The organism is Vibrio sp. Isolate34 (genome assembly GCF_022397915.1).
GTDB lineage: Bacteria > Pseudomonadota > Gammaproteobacteria > Enterobacterales > Vibrionaceae > Vibrio.
This window is the reverse complement of the sequence record NZ_JAKEUO010000010.1, coordinates 35,314-53,366: the sequence shown is the minus strand read 5'-3', so window position 1 is coordinate 53,366 and position 18,053 is coordinate 35,314. Positions and strand designations below refer to the sequence as shown.

The window sequence follows — 18,053 nt, the reverse complement described above, 5'->3', positions numbered from 1 at the left end:
TCTAAGCTTTTAGCTTACTGTAGTCTGGAAGCTCTGGCGCAATTTCAAAGTGCTGTTCAATTTGTGGTGACGCTTGAGGGTAAAAATCACAAGGGACAAAGGCTTTGAACAGTTGGTTGTTCGCTGGATGATAGAAGCTCAGTTCACTAGCATGTAAAGCCAGTCGATCGCTATGCTCAAAAGCTTCAGGCGTTGCATAAAACTCATCGCCCACAATTGGGCTCCCTATTTCCATACAATGCACACGCAACTGATGAGAACGGCCAGTAATCGGCAGTAACTTCAACAAGGTGGTTTGAGCCTCTTCTTGCTCTACCACATAGCGAGTCTGCGATGGTTTACCGTCATCAAAACATACTTTCTGCCTAGGGCGATTTGGCCAATCACAGATGAGTGGCAGATCAATAAGCCCTTCTTTTTCTTCTACTGCACCCCACACTCGTGCGTAATAGAGCTTATGTGTCAGTCGATATTGGAACTGCTTCTTCAAATGACGCTCAGCTTGTTTGTGTTTAGCGAGCAGCATCAAGCCTGAGGTCGACATATCCAAACGGTGCACCACTTGAGTATCAGCAAACTCCTCCACCAAGCGACTCCACATGCTGTCGTAATGCTCTGGCAACCTTCCCGGCACTGAAAGTAGGCCTGCTGGCTTGTTCACCACAAGAATATCGTCATCTTGATAGACAATGTCGATCCACGGTTCACGTGGTGGTGTGTACTGTTCTAACGCCATTAAAGCCTCTTATTTACTAGTGAACAAATAATTCACAGTTAATTCGTTTATTAATAAATACAATTTTTAATGTTTTCGTACATAAAAGTTGACGACCTTACAAAACATGGTATTGATAGGGTAACGGAAAATAAGAAGTCAGCATCAAAGGAAAAATGATGGAAAGTACGGTTAAAACAACCACAGAAAAAACACAAACCTCTGCTCCCCTATCAAGTTTAATCAAGTCTCTTGGCCCTGGCATCATGATGGCTGCTGCGGCAGTAGGTGGCTCACATTTAGTTGCCTCGACCAAAGCTGGTGCGATTTATGGCTGGCAGCTCGCCGCTCTTATTATCCTGGTTAACGTATTTAAATACCCATTCTTTAGAGCCGGTATCCAATATACATTGGGAACAGGTCAAAGCTTGGTTGAGGGCTACTCTAACCTAGGTCGCCCGTACCTTGTGATCTTTTCAATATTGAGCGCCATTTCCGCCGTCGTGAACACGGCTGCTTTGTTGCTATTCAGTGCAAGTCTACTTAGCTACTTTGTTCCTTTCGAATTAGCCACCAGCACATTGTGCATGATCGTTTTAGCAACCTGCTTGATCATTCTATTTGCAGGCCACTATCGTGCTCTTGATACCCTTTCAAAAGCGATCATGGCGATCCTAACGATCACCACTCTAGCCGCTGTCGCAATAGCTATCGGCTCTCCTGTTGAACCTGATGCGGCTTTTGTTCCGCCATCACCTTGGTCGTTGGCCGCTATCGGCTTTATCGTGGTAACTATGGGTTGGATGCCTGCGCCTATAGAAATTTCTAGCATCACATCAATGTGGCTTAAAAGCCAAAAAGAGAAACAAGAAGTCACAGCTCAATCAGCGCTGTTCGATTTCAACGTCGGCTACATTGGTACGGCGCTGCTTGCTTTAGTGTTTGTCGCTTTGGGTGCGCTGGTACTTCACGGTTCAGGTGTGGAACTGTCTCGCTCTGGTGTGGGCTTTACTCACCAGCTAGTTGGTATTTACGCGTCAACGATTGGTGAATGGTCACGTCCACTCATCGCCATTATCGCTTTCTTCTGTATCTTTGGTAGTACGATTACGGTTATCGACGGCTACTCACGTGTACTTGCTGAATCACAACGTCTGTTATTCAAGAAAGAGTCGAGCCCACGCATGCTGCAAGGTTGGATCATCATTGTCTCTATCGCGGCACTGGCGATTGTGATGTTCTTTAGCGCAGCATTGATGCCAATGTTGGATTTTGCAATGGTGCTAGCTTTCGCAACGACGCCATTCTTCGCGCTGCTTAACTTCATCTTAGTGAACAAAGCTAAACTCCCAGAAGCACTAGCGATTGGCACCAAACTAAAATGGTTGTCTGTAGCGGGTCTTGTGTACCTATTTGGTTTCCTAGCGGTATTTGTTTGGTGGAAGTGGTTGATGTAATTCCTCTGCCATTACACCTTTCAACAATCAAAATATCTTTCAAACGCTAGATAAAAATAAGGCCTTCATCATGAAGGCCTTATTTCGTTGAAGCATTTCGCTCATTCAAAACTAGTTGTGAGAAACCACAATCAAGCGTAATGAATCCAGCTGAACCTGAGCTTTGGCGATATAGCCAGTCAGTTCGTTAATTTGAGCTTCGATTACCTCTAGCTCTTCATCACGAATGTTCGGGTTGACTGCTTTAAGCGCTTGTAGACGCTCTAGCTCACCATTCAAGTTAGTTTGCATATCTTTCTGAGCTTGCTGACGAACTTCCTCAACCTTCGGCAGTACATGCGTCTCACCCGCTTCAATTAGCTTGTGAATCTCGCCTTGTACCGAGTTCACTAGCTTGCTCGCTAAGTGACGGTTTACAGGGCTTAGCTGACGGTTAAAACTATCAAACTCAACCTGAGCAGATAGATCGTTACCACGGCCATCCATCATCAAACGAATCGGAGTTTTAGGTAGGAACTGACTGATACCGCTGCGTTTCGGTGCTTGCGCATCCACAAGGTAAACCAGTTCAAGCAGGATAGTACCCACAGGCAGCGCTTTGTTTTTCAGCAGTGATACCGCTGACGCACCCACACCTTCACTCAATAGCAGATCAATACCGCCTTGAATCATTGGGTGTTCCCAGCTAATGAAGTTCATGTCTTCACGAGAAAGGGCTGTATCACGGTCGAACGTGATGGTTGCGCCTTCGTAAGGTAAACCAGGGTAGCTTGGTACCATCATGTGCTCAGATGGTGTCACAACTAGCGCATTTTCACCTTTGTCGTCTTGGTTCAAACCGATCGTGTCGAACAGGCTGAGAGCGAAAGTCACTAGGTTAGTATCACCATCAGTCGATGCAATCTTCTCTGCAATTTCGTGCGCTTTGTCGCCGCCGTTTGAGTGCATTTCTAGCAGGCGATCTCGGCCTTTTTCTAGATCCGCTTTTAGGCTTTGATTTAGCTTGGCAGACTCTTCAATCACTTCATCAAGCTGTTCTGTATTACCAGAAGCCAGCATTTCAATCAGAACATCTGAGTACTTGTCGTAAACCGTGCGACCCGTTGGGCAAGTCTCTGAAAATGCGTTCAGACCTTCATCGAACCAACGCGCTAGAATCGCCTGTGATGTGCCTTTTAGGTAAGGAACATGGATGTCGATATCACGCAGCTGACCGATACGGTCCAAACGGCCAATACGTTGCTCAAGCAAGTCTGGGTTGAACGGAAGATCGAACATTACTAGCTGGTTCGCGAACTGGAAGTTACGACCTTCAGAGCCGATTTCACTACAGATCAGAACCTGAGCACCGCCCTCTTCTTGAGCAAAGTAAGCCGCGGCTTTATCACGTTCAATAATCGACATGCCTTCGTGGAATACGGTTGCACGCACACCTTCACGCTCACGCAGTGCTTGCTCTAATTGAAGAGCCGTACTTGCACGCGATGCGATCACTAAGATCTTTTCGCTGCGCTTGTCTTGGATCTTCTCAATCAGCCAGTTAACACGTGAATCGAACTGCCACCAGCTTGAGTCTTCACCTTCAAACTCTTGGAAGATCTCTTCTGGGTACAGCATCTTCATCGCGCGTGCTTCTGGTGCCATCTTGCCACCGATCATGCCCGATACACGCATCGAGGTTGTGTACTGCGTTGGAATGTCCATCGGCAGTAGGTTTACGTTACGCTTAGGGAAGCCTTTGATTGCAGCACGTGTGTTTCTGAATAGAACACGGCCGGTACCATGGCGATCCATAAGGTTATCAATCAGTTCTTGACGAGCTAGTGCTTGCTCTTCTTCGCTGCTATCACCTTCGATAACGCGGAATAGAGGCTCTACATCTTGCTCAGAAAGCAGTTCAGTAATCTGATTCTTCGCACTGTTTTCAAGCTTCACGCCAGAGAATAGCGCTGTTACTGCATCAGCAACCGGTGCGTATTGATCTTCTTCTTCAACGAAGGCTTCGTAATCGTAAAAGCGATCAGGATCCAGCAAGCGTAGACGTGCAAAGTGGCTCTCACGACCCAGTTGCTCAGGCGTTGCTGTCAGTAGCAGTACGCCAGAGGTATTTTCAGCCAAACCTTCAACCACTTGGTATTCGCGACTTGGTTTGTCTTGGCTCCACTCAAGGTGGTGCGCTTCATCGACAACCAACAGATCCCACTCCCCCTCAAGTGCTTGTTCGTAGCGCTTGCGGCTCTTACGTAGGAAATCCAAAGAACACAGAACATATTGTTGTGTATCGAATGGGTTATCTGATTCTGCAAAGGCTTCAATACAACGCTCTTCGTCAAAGATAGAGAAGTGCAGATTGAAACGGCGCATCATCTCTACTAACCATTGGTGTTGCAGAGTTTCAGGTACCACAATAAGAATACGTTCAGCACGGCCAGACAACACTTGTTGGTGGATGATCATGCCCGCTTCGATGGTTTTACCTAGGCCAACTTCATCAGCAAGTAAAACACGTGGAGCATGACGACGACCCACCTCATGAGCAATATACAGCTGATGAGGAATTAAGCCTGCTCGCATACCACACAGGCCACGCATTGGGCTCTTATGTTGTTGGTATTGATTGCTTAGCGCTCGGTAACGCAACACAAAGTTATCCATACGGTCGATTTGACCTGCGTACAGCTTGTCTTGTGGCTTGTTAAAGCGGATCTGATTGCTTAAGAAGATTTCACGCAGAGCGACTTCTGTTTCTTGGGTATCTTCGCGAGTACCTAAGTAGGTTAGCAGTCCTTTGTCTTCGATAACTTCTTCGACAGACAGAGACCAACCTTCTTGGCATTCGATGACATCGCCTACATTAAACGTTACTCGGGTTACGGGAGCATCAGTACGTGCATACACACGGTTTTCTTCTGACGCTGCAAACATTAGTGTCACTGTACGAGCATCCATTGCTACAACGGTACCTAAACCTAAATCGCTCTCCGTATCGCTTATCCAGCGTTGCCCCAAAGCAAATGTCATGAATCGACTACCTCAATCTTATAGTTGGAATTTGGTCTTTTTTAACTGCAATTTTAAACAAGAGCATTATCGCTCCCGAACTAAAAATATAGCCAAAAATGCCTAGTTTGCAGCCACTTTATAAGTGCGCTCTAGATAATAAATATCTCGAGAAAATGGTGCAGAAAAAGGTCGCTAATCTTACTCGATGCTGTGATTTAGGTCACGCCTAAAGGAGATGATTTCGTGCTTTTTTTCTGTTTTCGCCAGTGCAATCAAACTGTCAAAAAATCATGGTTAATCTATAGGTAGCAGATTGCTGCTCTCAAACGAATACGCCATATTCATCGACAACGATATGGTGGTATTCCTCTAGATGAAGTTTAGGTGAGTAGTTGACTATCACCAGAATCAGATACTAATCTTTATATGAGCTTTATCTACGTTCAATGAATGCAAGGCAAGCCGCACGTCGGCAAGGAGATGCTATGGGCGAGACCAACCGGAAGCTATTTGTTTTAGACACCAATATCCTACTTCACGAACCCTTCGCTATATTTTCTTTCCAAGAGCACGATGTCGTTATCCCCATGACAGTGCTAGAAGAACTCGACAGAATCAAAGACAGCAAAAGAGACGTTGCTCGAGATGCAAGAATTGCAATTCGAACGCTCGAAGACCTGTTCAGAGAAGCCACACCAGACCAAATATCGGAAGGCATTCCATTTTCTAAAGACATTAACGCCTCTGGCAGTATTTCAATACTCGCTGATTACGAACTTCAAGAAAGCATCAAGGCCTTCGCCGACGACAAAGCTGGCGATAACCGAATCCTCAACGCAGTCCTCTATCTTCAAAACAAACGCGCGCCACGCGAAGTGGTTCTCATCACCAAAGACATCAACATGCGCTTACGAGCAAAAGGCGCAGGCGTTCGTTTCGTTGAAGATTACCAAACAGACCAACTGATCGATGACATACAATACCTCACCAAAGGCTTTCAACAGCTCGAAGGTTCATTTTGGGATGGTATCGACAATGTCGAGAGCAGAAGTTTAGGCGGCAAGACGCTGCACACTTTAGCGAGAGAACCTTTCGAGCCTACGTTCCTCAACCAATATGTGATTGACGAAGAGAGTGACTTTGCCGCTCGAGTCGAAGAAATTGAGCCAGAAAGCATCACACTGAGAGACCTCAGTCGCGAAAGACTGATGAATCGCAGAGCGTGGGACATCACACCCAAAAACGTCTATCAAGGTATGGCGATCGATGCCCTGCTCGACCCCGATATTGACCTTGTAATCCTCACTGGTGCGGCAGGTAGTGGTAAGACACTGTTAGCCATGGCCGCTGCGCTTGAACAAACTATTGAACGTAAACAGTTCGATAAGATCATCGTAACCCGAAACACGCCCGACATTGGTGAGTCGATTGGTTTCCTTCCAGGTACAGAAGAAGAAAAGATGTTGCCTTGGTTGGCCGCAGTAACCGATACGCTCGAAGCGCTGCACAAGAATGACCACTGCACCGAAGGTTCAATGAAATACATCTGTGACAAAGCCAACATCCAATTCAAATCGATTAACTTTATGCGTGGCCGTTCGATCCAGAATGCGTTTGTGCTTCTCGATGAGTGTCAAAACCTCACCGCATCACAAATCAAAACCATCATCACCCGTTGTGGTGAAGGGACCAAGATTGTTTGCTCAGGTAACCTAGCGCAAATAGACTCTTCTTACTTAACCCCTGTCACTTCAGGCTTAACCTACATGGTTGAGCGTTTTAAAAACTTCGAAGGCAGTGCCAATATTCACCTCAATGGTGTGGTACGTAGCCGACTGGCAGAGTTTGCTGAAGAGAACATGTAGCGACTCTATACGCTCACTGAACCAGTAATCTAAAAACAAAAAGCGCCTCACATTGGAGGCGCTTTTCAATTTAATCTTTTGAAGTAAGTTGGCAGAGATTCGTCTGAATTATTCAGTACCACCAACAGTTAGCGAGTCGAGTTTCAATGTTGGCTGCCCAACACCTACTGGCACGCTTTGACCAGCCTTACCACACACACCCACACCACGGTCGATACTTAGATCGTTACCGACCATAGACACTTGCTGCATCGCTTCAATACCAGAACCGATCAACGTTGCACCCTTCACTGGGTGAGTGATCTTACCGTTTTCAATCATGTAAGCTTCAGAAGCCGAGAATACAAACTTACCAGAAGTAATATCAACCTGACCGCCGCCGAAGTTTGGTGCGTAGATGCCTTTCTCAACCGTCGCGATGATCTCTTCAGGCGTGTGCTCCCCCGGTAGCATGTATGTGTTCGTCATACGTGGCATTGGAAGATGCGCGTAAGACTCACGACGACCGTTACCTGTCGGTGCGACACCCATTAGACGAGCATTCAATTTGTCTTGCATGTAACCTTTTAGAATGCCGTTTTCGATTAACGTGTTGTACTGACCGTTAACACCTTCATCATCCACGTTCAATGAACCACGAAGATCAGTCAATGTACCATCATCAACAATCGTACATAGGCTTGAAGTAACTTGCTTGCCAACTTTACCCGAGAATACTGAAGACTCTTTACGGTTGAAGTCGCCTTCTAAACCGTGACCTACGGCTTCGTGTAGAAGAACGCCCGGCCAACCAGAACCAAGAACCACAGGCATTGCACCCGCAGGCGCAGCCACCGCTTCAAGGTTAACAAGTGCTTGGCGAATCGCTTCATCAGCAAATTGGTAAGCAACCTGGGTGCCTTTGTCATCACTTAAGAAGAAATCGTAACCAAAACGGCCACCGCCACCAGCGCTGCCGCGCTCACGGCGATCGCCTTTCTGCGCAAGTACACTGATTGATAGACGAACAAGCGGACGAATATCGCCAGCGTAAGTGCCATCCGTCGCAGCAACCAGCATCTGCTCATGCACACCGCTTAGGCTTATCGATACTTCAGTCACCATAGGCTCTTTAGTACGAATGTAAGCATCTAATGATTTTAGTAATTCTGTTTTCTGCTGTTTTTCCCAGCTTGCTAGCGGGTTAACTGCATCATAGTAAGTTTGGTTAGAGTTGCGTTTAAAGGCTTGAACCTTGCCGTTTTGACCTTGCTTCGCGATACCACGAGCGGCAATTGCACTCTGTTTAAGACCATCCAATTGGATTTGGTCAGAGTAAGCAAAACCGGTCTTTTCGCCAGATACCGCGCGAACACCCACACCGCAATCGATATTGAAAGAGCCGTCTTTAATAATGCTGTCTTCTAACACCAAAGATTCGTGCCAGCTTGACTGAAAGTAGATATCAGCATAATCAATTTGGCGGGTAGCAATGCTCGCCAATGTATCTGCGATATTTTGCTCCGTAAGCCCTGTTGGGTTCAGTAGCGCTTCTTCAATTTGATTAATGCTCATAGATGGCTCTTGTTTGTAATTAAAATTGATTGGTGAATCGAGAGTGTTGCGCGATGGGCATATTTTGCCTGATTGATTCGCAACTGGACGTGTCTATCTCAACCACCATACTTTTGGGATCTTGGCCTAACTGTGCAACCACTCTTCCCCAGGGATCAACCACCATAGAGTGTCCCCATGTTTCTCTTTGGCAAGGGTGCTTACCACCTTGCCCTACCGCGACGATCCACGATTGTGTTTCGATAGCACGGCATCTTAATAATGCTTCCCAATGCGCCTGTCCGGTGACTGCAGTAAACGCAGCCGGAACCAGTATGATTTGCGCACCTTGCTTACGTAACTCGGAATACAAGTGTGGAAAGCGCACATCATAACAAATACTCAAACCTAAGCGACCAAAAGGCGTTTCCGCTGTCACAACTCGGTCACCCGGCGTGAAAATATCGGACTCTCGATAGCACTTATGAGCATCAGCGACATCCACATCGAACATGTGTAGCTTGTCGTAATGAGCAACCAAGCAGCCAAAGTCATCAACCACCAAGGTGGTAGTAGTCACGCCTTTGACTGACCTTATCGGCATACTGCCAACAACAATCCAAATACGATGAAGCTTGGCTAGATCAGACAGTCGCTTTTGCAGTGGGCCGTCATTTAAAGGCTCTGCATATTGGTGATAATCTGCTTTACTGCCAAAAACCAATGCATTTTCAGGGCAAACGACCCACTTAGCCCCTAACTCTTTGCACTTCACTATCTCTTGACCGAGATATTCGAGGTTGCTTTCAGGGTTAGAACCTGAAGTCATTTGAATCAATCCAACACAATCCATGTGCACCGCATCTCCATTCATTATGATTCAGAAATCTGTATTTAGCCGCATATTAACTCGCTAACAGCTAAGTCTATTCCGCTGATTTTCTCAGTTTTTCGGGCAACTGGAACTCACCAGAACTACGAGACAACTCACTCACCGTTGGTGAATCCAATGGTCCTTTCACCGAATAATTAACTTGGGTAAAGACTTCAACAACCGGCGAAATAACCGTGGTCACCGCCAATACGTACAATGCGGTTTGCGGGGTTACCGCAAACGCCGTTAATACCGGAATTCCAGAAGTGATATCTGGAGTAAAGTTCACTTCTGCATCAACCTGACGCGTATTTAGGTTGGCGATGCCTTTGATCTTCATTTCACCGGCCACCGCATCCATATTCAGGTCGTTGGTAAGGAAGATACCGTTTTGGATCTCACCCGTACCAGTGATGCTGTTGAACGCCATGCCTTTATCAAACACATCAGAGAAGTCGAGCTGCATCTTACGGATGATCGAATCCAAACTGAACAGACCTAGCAATCGAGCTGCACCACTCACATCAGAGATGATGCCTTTACCAAACTTAGTTTTAACGTTGCCATCAAGGGTATCCATTTTGATTCCCCAAGGCGAACCATCCCAGTTCAGTTTGCCTTCCAATGCAAATGGCGCTTTTTGAATACCGGAAGTAATACCGAAGCGCTCCATTAGTTCACTGTTATTTTCACCTTCAACATCAACCGTTAGCGCGGAATGACTCTTGTCACCGTCTAGTTCCCACCAGCCACTGACATCCGCTTTATTGCCGCCGCTTCGAACCTGAATCTTCTTCCAATCAATGCGATTATCTTGTCTAGCCATCTCAACATCGACTTTACCGACCTTGTAGCCTTGCAGCCAAAAATCGTTAAGAGTCAGCGTCAAATTCGGCATCGCATCATGGATCTTTCTATCTAACTCAGAGATCAATGGCGCTTCTTGCGGTTTGCGTTGCAGTAATTGCTCTTGCTTGTCTTTGTCGCTCCATTCAGGAACAAACAAGTGCAGACGATCCAGCGAAACCGTTAAGTCATAAGGAGGTAGATAATTAATGTCGCCTTCTATCTCTTGGCTGGACACTTCCATCTGCCACGCTTGCTTGTTCTTACGAGCACTAAAATCAACATCATTCCAAGAAATACCACCTAAGATCAGCTCCTTACTCTCAAAGGTGATGCGGCTTGGCGCAGGAATGGTTGGCGTATTCATTTGGCTCAGCACAGCAGTTGACGGCTGTACGGGCTCCATCACAACCGATAACCAATCATCGGCATTAAATTTGTCAGTACGAATCAGTGCATGATGGCCAACAACAGGGCTAATTTTATAGCCACCACGGCCGAGAACTAAGTTAGTCGCCGTTAATTCAGGTACATCGCCTGTAATATCGATTTCAGCTTGGTACTTGGTATTCGGCAGTTGCAAACGCGCGGTAATCGCCTCTTGGTTGCCCGATGCTTGTAGCCTTGCAGACCCACTTTCCAATGACTTTTTCGCCAGTGGATATGGATAATCACTCGCCAAATATTTTAGGTCGGACTGCAAATCCAATTGGTATGTAAAACCGATATCATTGAGCTGAATATCAATCTGACTCTGCCATTGTGCATGACCAGACAGACGGCTTAGCCATTGTTCACCTATGTAAGGTTCGAGAGGTTTAACATCCCAATCGCCTAACACATCGATATCAACCGCATAACCGGGGCCATCATTCAGGCCTTTAAAATCAATCGAGATACCTTGCTTCAACAAGTCCGCAGCAAGGCCGTTTGCCGTCACGACATCATTATCAAATTCAATTCGACCCGTGGTGTTTTCTAACACCATTGGTGGCGCTTCAATCTCTACATGGTTTTCGTTTAGGTCAGCGTAACCCCATGCTCTTGCTTCTCTATCCGAATCAAACGGGATATTAAGCTGAAACTCCGAAGATACATCACCGCTGACTTGAAGTGCAGTTAACGCGGCTCCGACCGAACCTACCAATGGCGAAGACGTCATGTAATCGCGTACCGCATTGCCAGACGCCGTAGCCTTGGCTTCAATCTCAATATGACCGCCTTCCCCTAAGTAAGGAATGCGTCCTGTGATTCGGTCTGCCGTTACATCCATCAACTGTGCTGAGCGAGAGTCTAGATGCATCGCATCATTCTCAAACAACAGATCAAGCTGAAGGTCAGTAATTAGTGGCCACGCGGTATCAAAGCTAAATTTAGCGTCTTCTAATCCTACCCAAACTTGGAAAATACCATCATGATTAGTGTATGGATACTGCGCTAATTCACCATGCCACAACAGTTTTACGGTATCCGCTTTACCCGCTTGAATCGCAGTAGAAAGGTAATCTGTGAGGTCTTGACCAAGTGCTAACGTTGGTAGGTAGCGCCACGTTTCGCCGACATTGTAAGCGTCCGCTTCACCGTAGAACGATAAGAATGGGCTAGCATCTTTTGGGAAGTCTAAGCGAAATGCGCCGAGTACTTGTAGATCTGGCGTGGCTGCTGTGACTTTGTCAGACCAAAGCTTCCAGCCGTTTTCATCTTGCTGCCAAACGATATCAACCTGACCTTGTTTGATATTCAACGGCGCTTGGAAGACATCACCATAAGGGAATACATCGTCAATAACATGTAGGCTGGCTTTCGCTTCTGATGCAGAGCCAAACACGCTACCTGACACCTGGCTAAAGCCTGGGACCAGTTCCCATTGCTCGATAGCAAGATCAGAGAAACTCGCCGAATAACGCAGACTCTCGATGCCTGAACCCATTGATACGCGAATATCAGAAACAGAACCGCCAGGAGCCAAGACGCTAATCATTTTGGTGGATTGTTTTGAATCCGGAAGAAGCTTAATCAGCGGAGTAATTGTCTCAATATTGAGTTCAGAGACATTCAGCTCCCAAGGACCTTTGTTCCACTTAAACGCTACATCCAGTTCTGGCCAAGGCGTATCATCTGTTCTCAAATTAAGTGAGTGACCATTTACTTGCCAACCATCATCAATCGGAGACAACTTAAAGACGCCAGATTCAAGCATCAAGTCATGCTTGCCATCTTCGTTCCAAGTCAATTCTGAAGGCAGAACTTCAACATAAGCGCTCACAGGTTTGCTGTTACGCAGTGTTAACCAGCTATTCAAGCTCACGGTACCCGTTTCAATGCCGGATTCAGCCTGCATATAACGCGTTAACCAAGGTTTTATTGAGATACTGTCTGCGCTGACATAAAACTCGCCCGTCACATCCGTCAGCGATCCGCCATCAATAAAGTTAGCGCTCACTGACAAAGAGTTTAGGTTGGCGTCTTTGATGCTCACCACACCTTCCGCAAGGTGGTGTTTGCCCGAGTTCTGCCATTTCAGGGTATCGATATCCAACTGACGTTCTTCATCAGAAACAGCTCGATATAAAATAGTGGAATCTTTAGCGGTGACATCCACTAAAGTCTTGAGCAATAGATTATCCAGCTCTTGCATCACGCGCTTGGAGGAACCCGAATCTTTGGGCTTCTCTGTGCCGTTTTGCGCAGCAAACAGATCAATAGTGCGGATATCGAGGTACATTTGATTCATGACCAGATCGGCCACGACAGGGCGCATCTGAACAACCGATTGAATCAAGTCAAACTCAACTTCAACACGCTCAACAGAGAAGGTCACATCTTCTGTATTAGGAAGGCTGGCTTTTACGCCTTGCAGAGCAATAGAGGGGTGAGTGTTACGCCAAAAACCGCCCACGTCTTGAATTGAAAAATCAAAACCGGAATGTTGGTTTACCCAAAGCTCAATTTCAGATTGATACTTGTTTAAATTGGGTAAGGCTACACGAAGTGTAGTAACGGCAATGGCTAGCGTTACTAAGAGAGTAACCACTAACCATAAACATGCACGTAGAATCAGAGTAACGCTTGAGCTCACAAAATTTCCATTACATCATAACAACGTCAAACTGCTCTTGTATGTACAGAGGCTCAGCCTGGATTTTAACTTGTTTACCAATAAACACTTCAAGCTCAGCAAGCGCATGCGATTCATCGCCCTCTAACGCTTCGGCAACAGCCGCTGCGGCATAGACAACAAACTTATCGGCGTCGTAGGCACGGTTCACACGCGTGATCTCTCGAAGTATTTCATAACAAACGGTTTCGACTGTCTTCACACTGCCACGACCTTCACAAGCAGGGCAACTAGAACACAGAATATGCTCAATACTTTCACGAGTACGCTTACGCGTCATCTCCACCAAACCAAGCTGTGTAAAGCCATTAATATTGGTTTTCACACGATCTTTGTCTAACGCGGCCTCTAAAGAAGTGAGCACTCGCTTACGATGCTCCTCAGACAACATATCGATGAAGTCGATAATGATGATGCCACCTAAGTTACGTAAACGCAGCTGACGAGCAATGGCTTGAGTCGCTTCAACGTTAGTATTGAAAATCGTCTCCTCTAGATTACGACGACCAACAAACGCGCCAGTGTTGATATCAACTGTGGTCATCGCTTCAGTTTGGTCGATAATCAGATACCCACCAGACTTTAATTCGACTTTACGATCCAATGAACGTTGAATTTCGTTCTCGGTATCGTACATATCAAAGATCGGCTTATCACCTTCATACAGCTCAAGCTTGTCAGTCAGCTCAGGCACGTACTCAGAAGTAAACTCTTTAAGGTTTTCATATTCTAGACGAGAGTCGACCTGAATCTTGCTCAGCTCAGTACCCACGAAGTCTCGCAAGATACGTTGGCTTAAGCAAAGCTCACCGTATAGACGAGTGCGCGCTTTGTGCTTACCACGACGCTCAAGAACCTTTAGCCAAAGTCGCTTCAAAAAAGCCGCATCTTGTGCAAGCTCATTAGAATCTGCACCTTCGGCTGCAGTACGGATAATAAAGCCACCGTGTTCGTCACAGTAACGCGACACGACTTTCTTAAGGCGATTACGTTCAGATTCGCTATCAATACGCTGAGAAACACCAACATGGCTGGCGCCCGGCATAAAGACTAGGTAACGAGATGGTAGAGTGATATCTGTAGTTAAGCGGGCACCTTTAGTACCAAGTGGGTCTTTGACCACTTGAACCACAATGTCTTGTCCTTGGCGAACAAGCTCTGAAATATCGCGAACCTGAAACTGCTTCTTTTCATTTTCAGCAACACATTCAGTATGCGGAACAATATCAGAGGCGTGTAAAAAAGCTGCTTTCTCAAGGCCTATATCCACAAAAGCTGCCTGCATTCCCGGAAGAACACGGCTTACACGTCCTTTATAGATATTTCCTACGATACCGCGTCGAGCATCTCGTTCGACATGAATCTCTTGAAGAGCTCCCCCTTCAATCATGGCCACGCGAGTTTCACTCGGGGTCACGTTCAGCAACAATTCAGCACTCATGGTGCACCTCAGATTAGTAATTATAAGAATTCTTGCAGTAGCTGGTCCGTTTCAAATAAAGGTAAGCCGACAACGGCGTAATAACTACCTTCGATTCGGGTAACAAAGCGTCCACCCAAACCTTGGATCCCATAGCTACCGGCTTTATCGCATGGCTCCCCTGTTTGCCAGTATTGTTCTATTTCTTTTTCACTGAGGGGTTTAAACCATACGTCGGTAATAACGATTTCTGTTTTTTGTTTTTCTTCCGAAACCACAGAGACTGCCGTCATCACTTGATGACGTCCGTCCGCTAACTGAGTAAGCATACGCTTAGAGTCAGAAAAATCGGTTGGTTTCTCTAGTACTTGCCCTTGGCTTACCACGACGGTGTCAGAGCCCAAAACCACTGTTTCAGAATCAAGAGAAATAACATCAGAACTGACAACTACAGTATCAGAACCAGACTCGACATGCTGCTTTTCAGAAGGATTCGTCGCTAAGAAAGACAGCGCCGCTAAAGCTTTATCTAAAGATAGTCGCTTAACGTACTGTTCGGCGGTTTCTTGGGCGTGTTTACACTCTTCAACGTCGGTTACGAGAACAGAAAACTCATAACCAAGTTGGGATAGCAACTCTTTGCGGCGTGGTGAACCGGATGCCAAAACTAAATGTTTCTTTTCCATCGTCACATTACCTCACATGCCAATGGCGACGCACGCGTCTCATTAATAAAAACATCCAAGGCCAAAGTATACAGTTTATCAATGCGCTCCATAGCGATAATGGATTGAAAACGACATCTTGGATCAAATATTCACCAAAGAATATCAACACCTCAAACAACACCGTCAACGCTGCAATGATCATGGCTTGTTGCCACAACGCCATGTTACGGATCACGAGGAAATTCAGCGCAATAATGTACATCACTATTGCCATCATCATGCCTCGAATACCTAACGTCGAGCCGATCAACAGGTCCCACAATAAGCCCAGAATCAGAGCGCTACCTACGTTAACACGATGAGGCAATGCTAGAACCCAATAACAGGTAACCAGCAGTAACCAAGAAGGTCTGAATAGATCTAAACTACCAGGCCAAGGGATCGTCTGCAGAATAAGCGCGATCAAAAATGAGCAGCCAATTACGACCTTGCTTCTTAAAACGCTATTGGCCATTTTCGCCCTCTAACATTGCTTGTTCTATGCTGGATTGATCCGCTTGTTTTTGCTTATTTTCGTCTGGCCATACAAGCAACAGGTATCTGAGCTTATCAAACTCAACCACAGGCTCTGCCTTAATAACCGCAAACTCACGTTTAGGATCCGATTCAACCGCAGACACATAAGCAACAGGATAGCCCTCTGGATATACCCCGCCCAACCCAGATGTCACCAACAGATCTTCTTCTTGAATGTCTGTACTGGTTGGAATGTGCTCCAGTTGAATTTCATCAATCATGCCATTACCAGATGCAATCACACGGATGTCATTACGAATAACTTGAACAGGAATCGCATTGTTTGCATCAGTCAACAGCAAGACGCGGCTATTATGAGCAGCAACAAAAGTGACTTGACCTACAATACCTTTCTCATTAATCACCGGTTGACCTTCATACACCCCATCAATTTGACCTTTATCGATCACGACTTGATGACGGTATGGCGAAGTATCAACGGCCATAACCTCAGTAACGACTTTCTTTTCGTCACGGATAAACGGAGAGCCCAATAGCTTACGTAGGCGTTTGTTTTCTTCTTGATATTGATCAAGCAGAATCAACTCGCTCTTGAGTCGCAAGACTTCACGTTTAATATTATGGTTGGACTCGATCAGCCCTTTACGAGTGCTAAAGCGGTCGTAAACACCGTCGAACATAGTGCGAGGCAAGTTGGCTGCATACTGAATAGGTGCAACCACGCTGTTTAATAGATAGCGAACATTTGAGAAAGCATCTAAACGACTATCAGCCAGCATAAGGCTGGCTGATAAAATTACAGCAAAAAACAGGCGCAATTGTAGAGAGGGACCTCTACCAAAAATTGGCTTCATTCTATATTTGGTCCTAGAGCGACATTTGATCCTATAGACAAGGTCCTAGGCTCTTTACATAAAATTAGATAAGAAAGGAGCCTAACACTAGATATTATTCTTCGCTGAACAGGTCACCACCGTGCATGTCGATCATCTCTAGGGCTTTACCGCCACCTAGAGCAACACACGTAAGTGGCTCCTCTGCAACAACAACAGGGATACCTGTTTCTTCTGTTAGCAGGCGATCAAGGTCTTTAAGCAGTGCACCACCACCCGTCAGTACCATACCATTTTCTGAAATATCAGAAGCCAGCTCCGGTGGACACTGTTCAAGTGCAACCATTACGGCAGAAACAATGCCAGATAAAGGCTCTTGAAGTGCTTCAAGAATTTCGTTTGAGTTTAGGCTAAAGCTACGAGGCACACCTTCAGCAAGGTTACGACCACGAACTTCGATCTCTTCCACTTCATCGCCAGGGTAAGCTGAACCGATCTCGTGTTTGATTTTCTCTGCTGTCGCTTCACCGATCAAGCTGCCGTAGTTACGACGAACGTAGTTGATGATCGCTTCATCAAAACGGTCACCACCGATACGAACAGAAGATGAGTAAACCACGCCATTCAGTGAGATAACGGCAACTTCAGTCGTACCACCACCGATATCAACCACCATAGAACCTGTTGGCTCAGATACACGTAGGCCAGCACCAATCGCAGCAGCCATAGGCTCATCGATTAGGTAAACCTCGCGAGCACCAGCACCTAGCGCTGATTCACGGATAGCACGACGCTCAACCTGAGTTGAACCACAAGGTACACAAACCAAAACACGAGGACTTGGTTTAAGCACACTGTTGTCATGCACTTGCTTAATAAAGTGCTGAAGCATTTTTTCGGTTACGTAAAAATCAGCAATGACACCATCTTTCATTGGGCGGATCGCTGAGATGTTACCAGGCGTTCGACCAAGCATTTGCTTAGCTGCGTGACCAACAGCAGCAACACTTTTTGCCGATCCTGTACGATCTTGACGAATAGCGACAACTGAAGGCTCATCAAGAACAATGCCTTGGCCTTTTACATATATAAGGGTATTGGCGGTACCTAAATCAATCGATAGGTCGTTTGAAAACATGCCACGAAGTTTTTTAAACATATTCTTCGCTCATCCTGCAAGAATT

Annotated in this window: 12 protein-coding genes; 2 read left to right on the top strand and 10 right to left on the bottom strand. The window is 46.1% G+C overall.

Going from position 1 to position 18,053, the window contains the following annotated elements; genetic code table 11:
- Position 1: 1 nt before the first annotated feature.
- On the bottom strand, positions 2-736 hold the full coding sequence (gene rluA / locus L1D22_RS12365; protein ID WP_239830032.1) for a bifunctional tRNA pseudouridine(32) synthase/23S rRNA pseudouridine(746) synthase RluA: 735 nt from the start codon (positions 734-736) through the stop codon (positions 2-4).
- Positions 737-894: 158 nt separating this feature from the next.
- Between rluA and L1D22_RS12360 the strand changes: the two genes are divergently transcribed.
- On the top strand, positions 895-2,172 hold the full coding sequence (locus L1D22_RS12360) for a divalent metal cation transporter (protein ID WP_123306216.1): 1,278 nt from the start codon (positions 895-897) through the stop codon (positions 2,170-2,172).
- Positions 2,173-2,283: 111 nt separating this feature from the next.
- On the opposite strand, the gene rapA is transcribed toward L1D22_RS12360, so the two are convergent.
- Complete coding sequence (rapA, locus tag L1D22_RS12355; protein WP_239830031.1) at positions 2,284-5,193, bottom strand: RNA polymerase-associated protein RapA; 2,910 nt, start codon at positions 5,191-5,193, stop codon at positions 2,284-2,286.
- 467 nt (positions 5,194-5,660) lie between these two features.
- Here rapA and L1D22_RS12350 point away from each other — a divergent pair, with 467 nt between their 5' ends.
- Positions 5,661-7,040: a PhoH family protein gene (locus L1D22_RS12350; protein ID WP_061019100.1), complete on the top strand. Its 1,380-nt coding sequence runs from the start codon at positions 5,661-5,663 to the stop codon at positions 7,038-7,040.
- A gap of 108 nt (positions 7,041-7,148) precedes the next feature.
- Here the strand turns inward: L1D22_RS12350 and tldD are convergent, their stop codons facing one another.
- The 8 genes from tldD to L1D22_RS12310 form a co-directional block, all read right to left on the bottom strand.
- On the bottom strand, positions 7,149-8,594 hold the full coding sequence (gene tldD, locus L1D22_RS12345; RefSeq protein ID WP_239830030.1) for a metalloprotease TldD: 1,446 nt from the start codon (positions 8,592-8,594) through the stop codon (positions 7,149-7,151).
- Positions 8,595-8,613: 19 nt separating this feature from the next.
- On the bottom strand, positions 8,614-9,426 hold the full coding sequence (locus L1D22_RS12340; RefSeq protein WP_239830029.1) for a carbon-nitrogen hydrolase family protein: 813 nt from the start codon (positions 9,424-9,426) through the stop codon (positions 8,614-8,616).
- A 73-nt stretch (positions 9,427-9,499) separates the two neighbouring features.
- The gene (locus tag L1D22_RS12335) at positions 9,500-13,372 is read right to left on the bottom strand and encodes a YhdP family protein (RefSeq protein ID WP_239830028.1); all 3,873 of its coding nucleotides are present in this window, start codon (positions 13,370-13,372) and stop codon (positions 9,500-9,502) included.
- A gap of 10 nt (positions 13,373-13,382) precedes the next feature.
- Complete coding sequence (gene rng, locus L1D22_RS12330; RefSeq protein WP_017061363.1) at positions 13,383-14,852, bottom strand: ribonuclease G; 1,470 nt, start codon at positions 14,850-14,852, stop codon at positions 13,383-13,385.
- A gap of 20 nt (positions 14,853-14,872) precedes the next feature.
- Positions 14,873-15,517, bottom strand: coding sequence for a Maf family protein (locus tag L1D22_RS12325; protein ID WP_239830027.1), 645 nt, complete (start codon positions 15,515-15,517; stop codon positions 14,873-14,875).
- Between the two features lie 7 nt (positions 15,518-15,524).
- Positions 15,525-16,013 carry a rod shape-determining protein MreD gene (gene mreD, locus L1D22_RS12320; RefSeq protein WP_010434372.1) on the bottom strand — a complete coding sequence of 163 codons (489 nt, stop codon included), beginning with the start codon at positions 16,011-16,013 and terminating at the stop codon, positions 15,525-15,527.
- The gene (gene mreC, locus L1D22_RS12315; RefSeq protein ID WP_239830026.1) at positions 16,003-16,890 is read right to left on the bottom strand and encodes a rod shape-determining protein MreC; all 888 of its coding nucleotides are present in this window, start codon (positions 16,888-16,890) and stop codon (positions 16,003-16,005) included. The genes mreD and mreC overlap by 11 nt, the downstream gene beginning before the upstream one ends.
- A 94-nt stretch (positions 16,891-16,984) precedes the next feature.
- The gene (locus tag L1D22_RS12310) at positions 16,985-18,028 is read right to left on the bottom strand and encodes a rod shape-determining protein (protein WP_017055947.1); all 1,044 of its coding nucleotides are present in this window, start codon (positions 18,026-18,028) and stop codon (positions 16,985-16,987) included.
- Positions 18,029-18,053 lie beyond the last annotated feature (25 nt).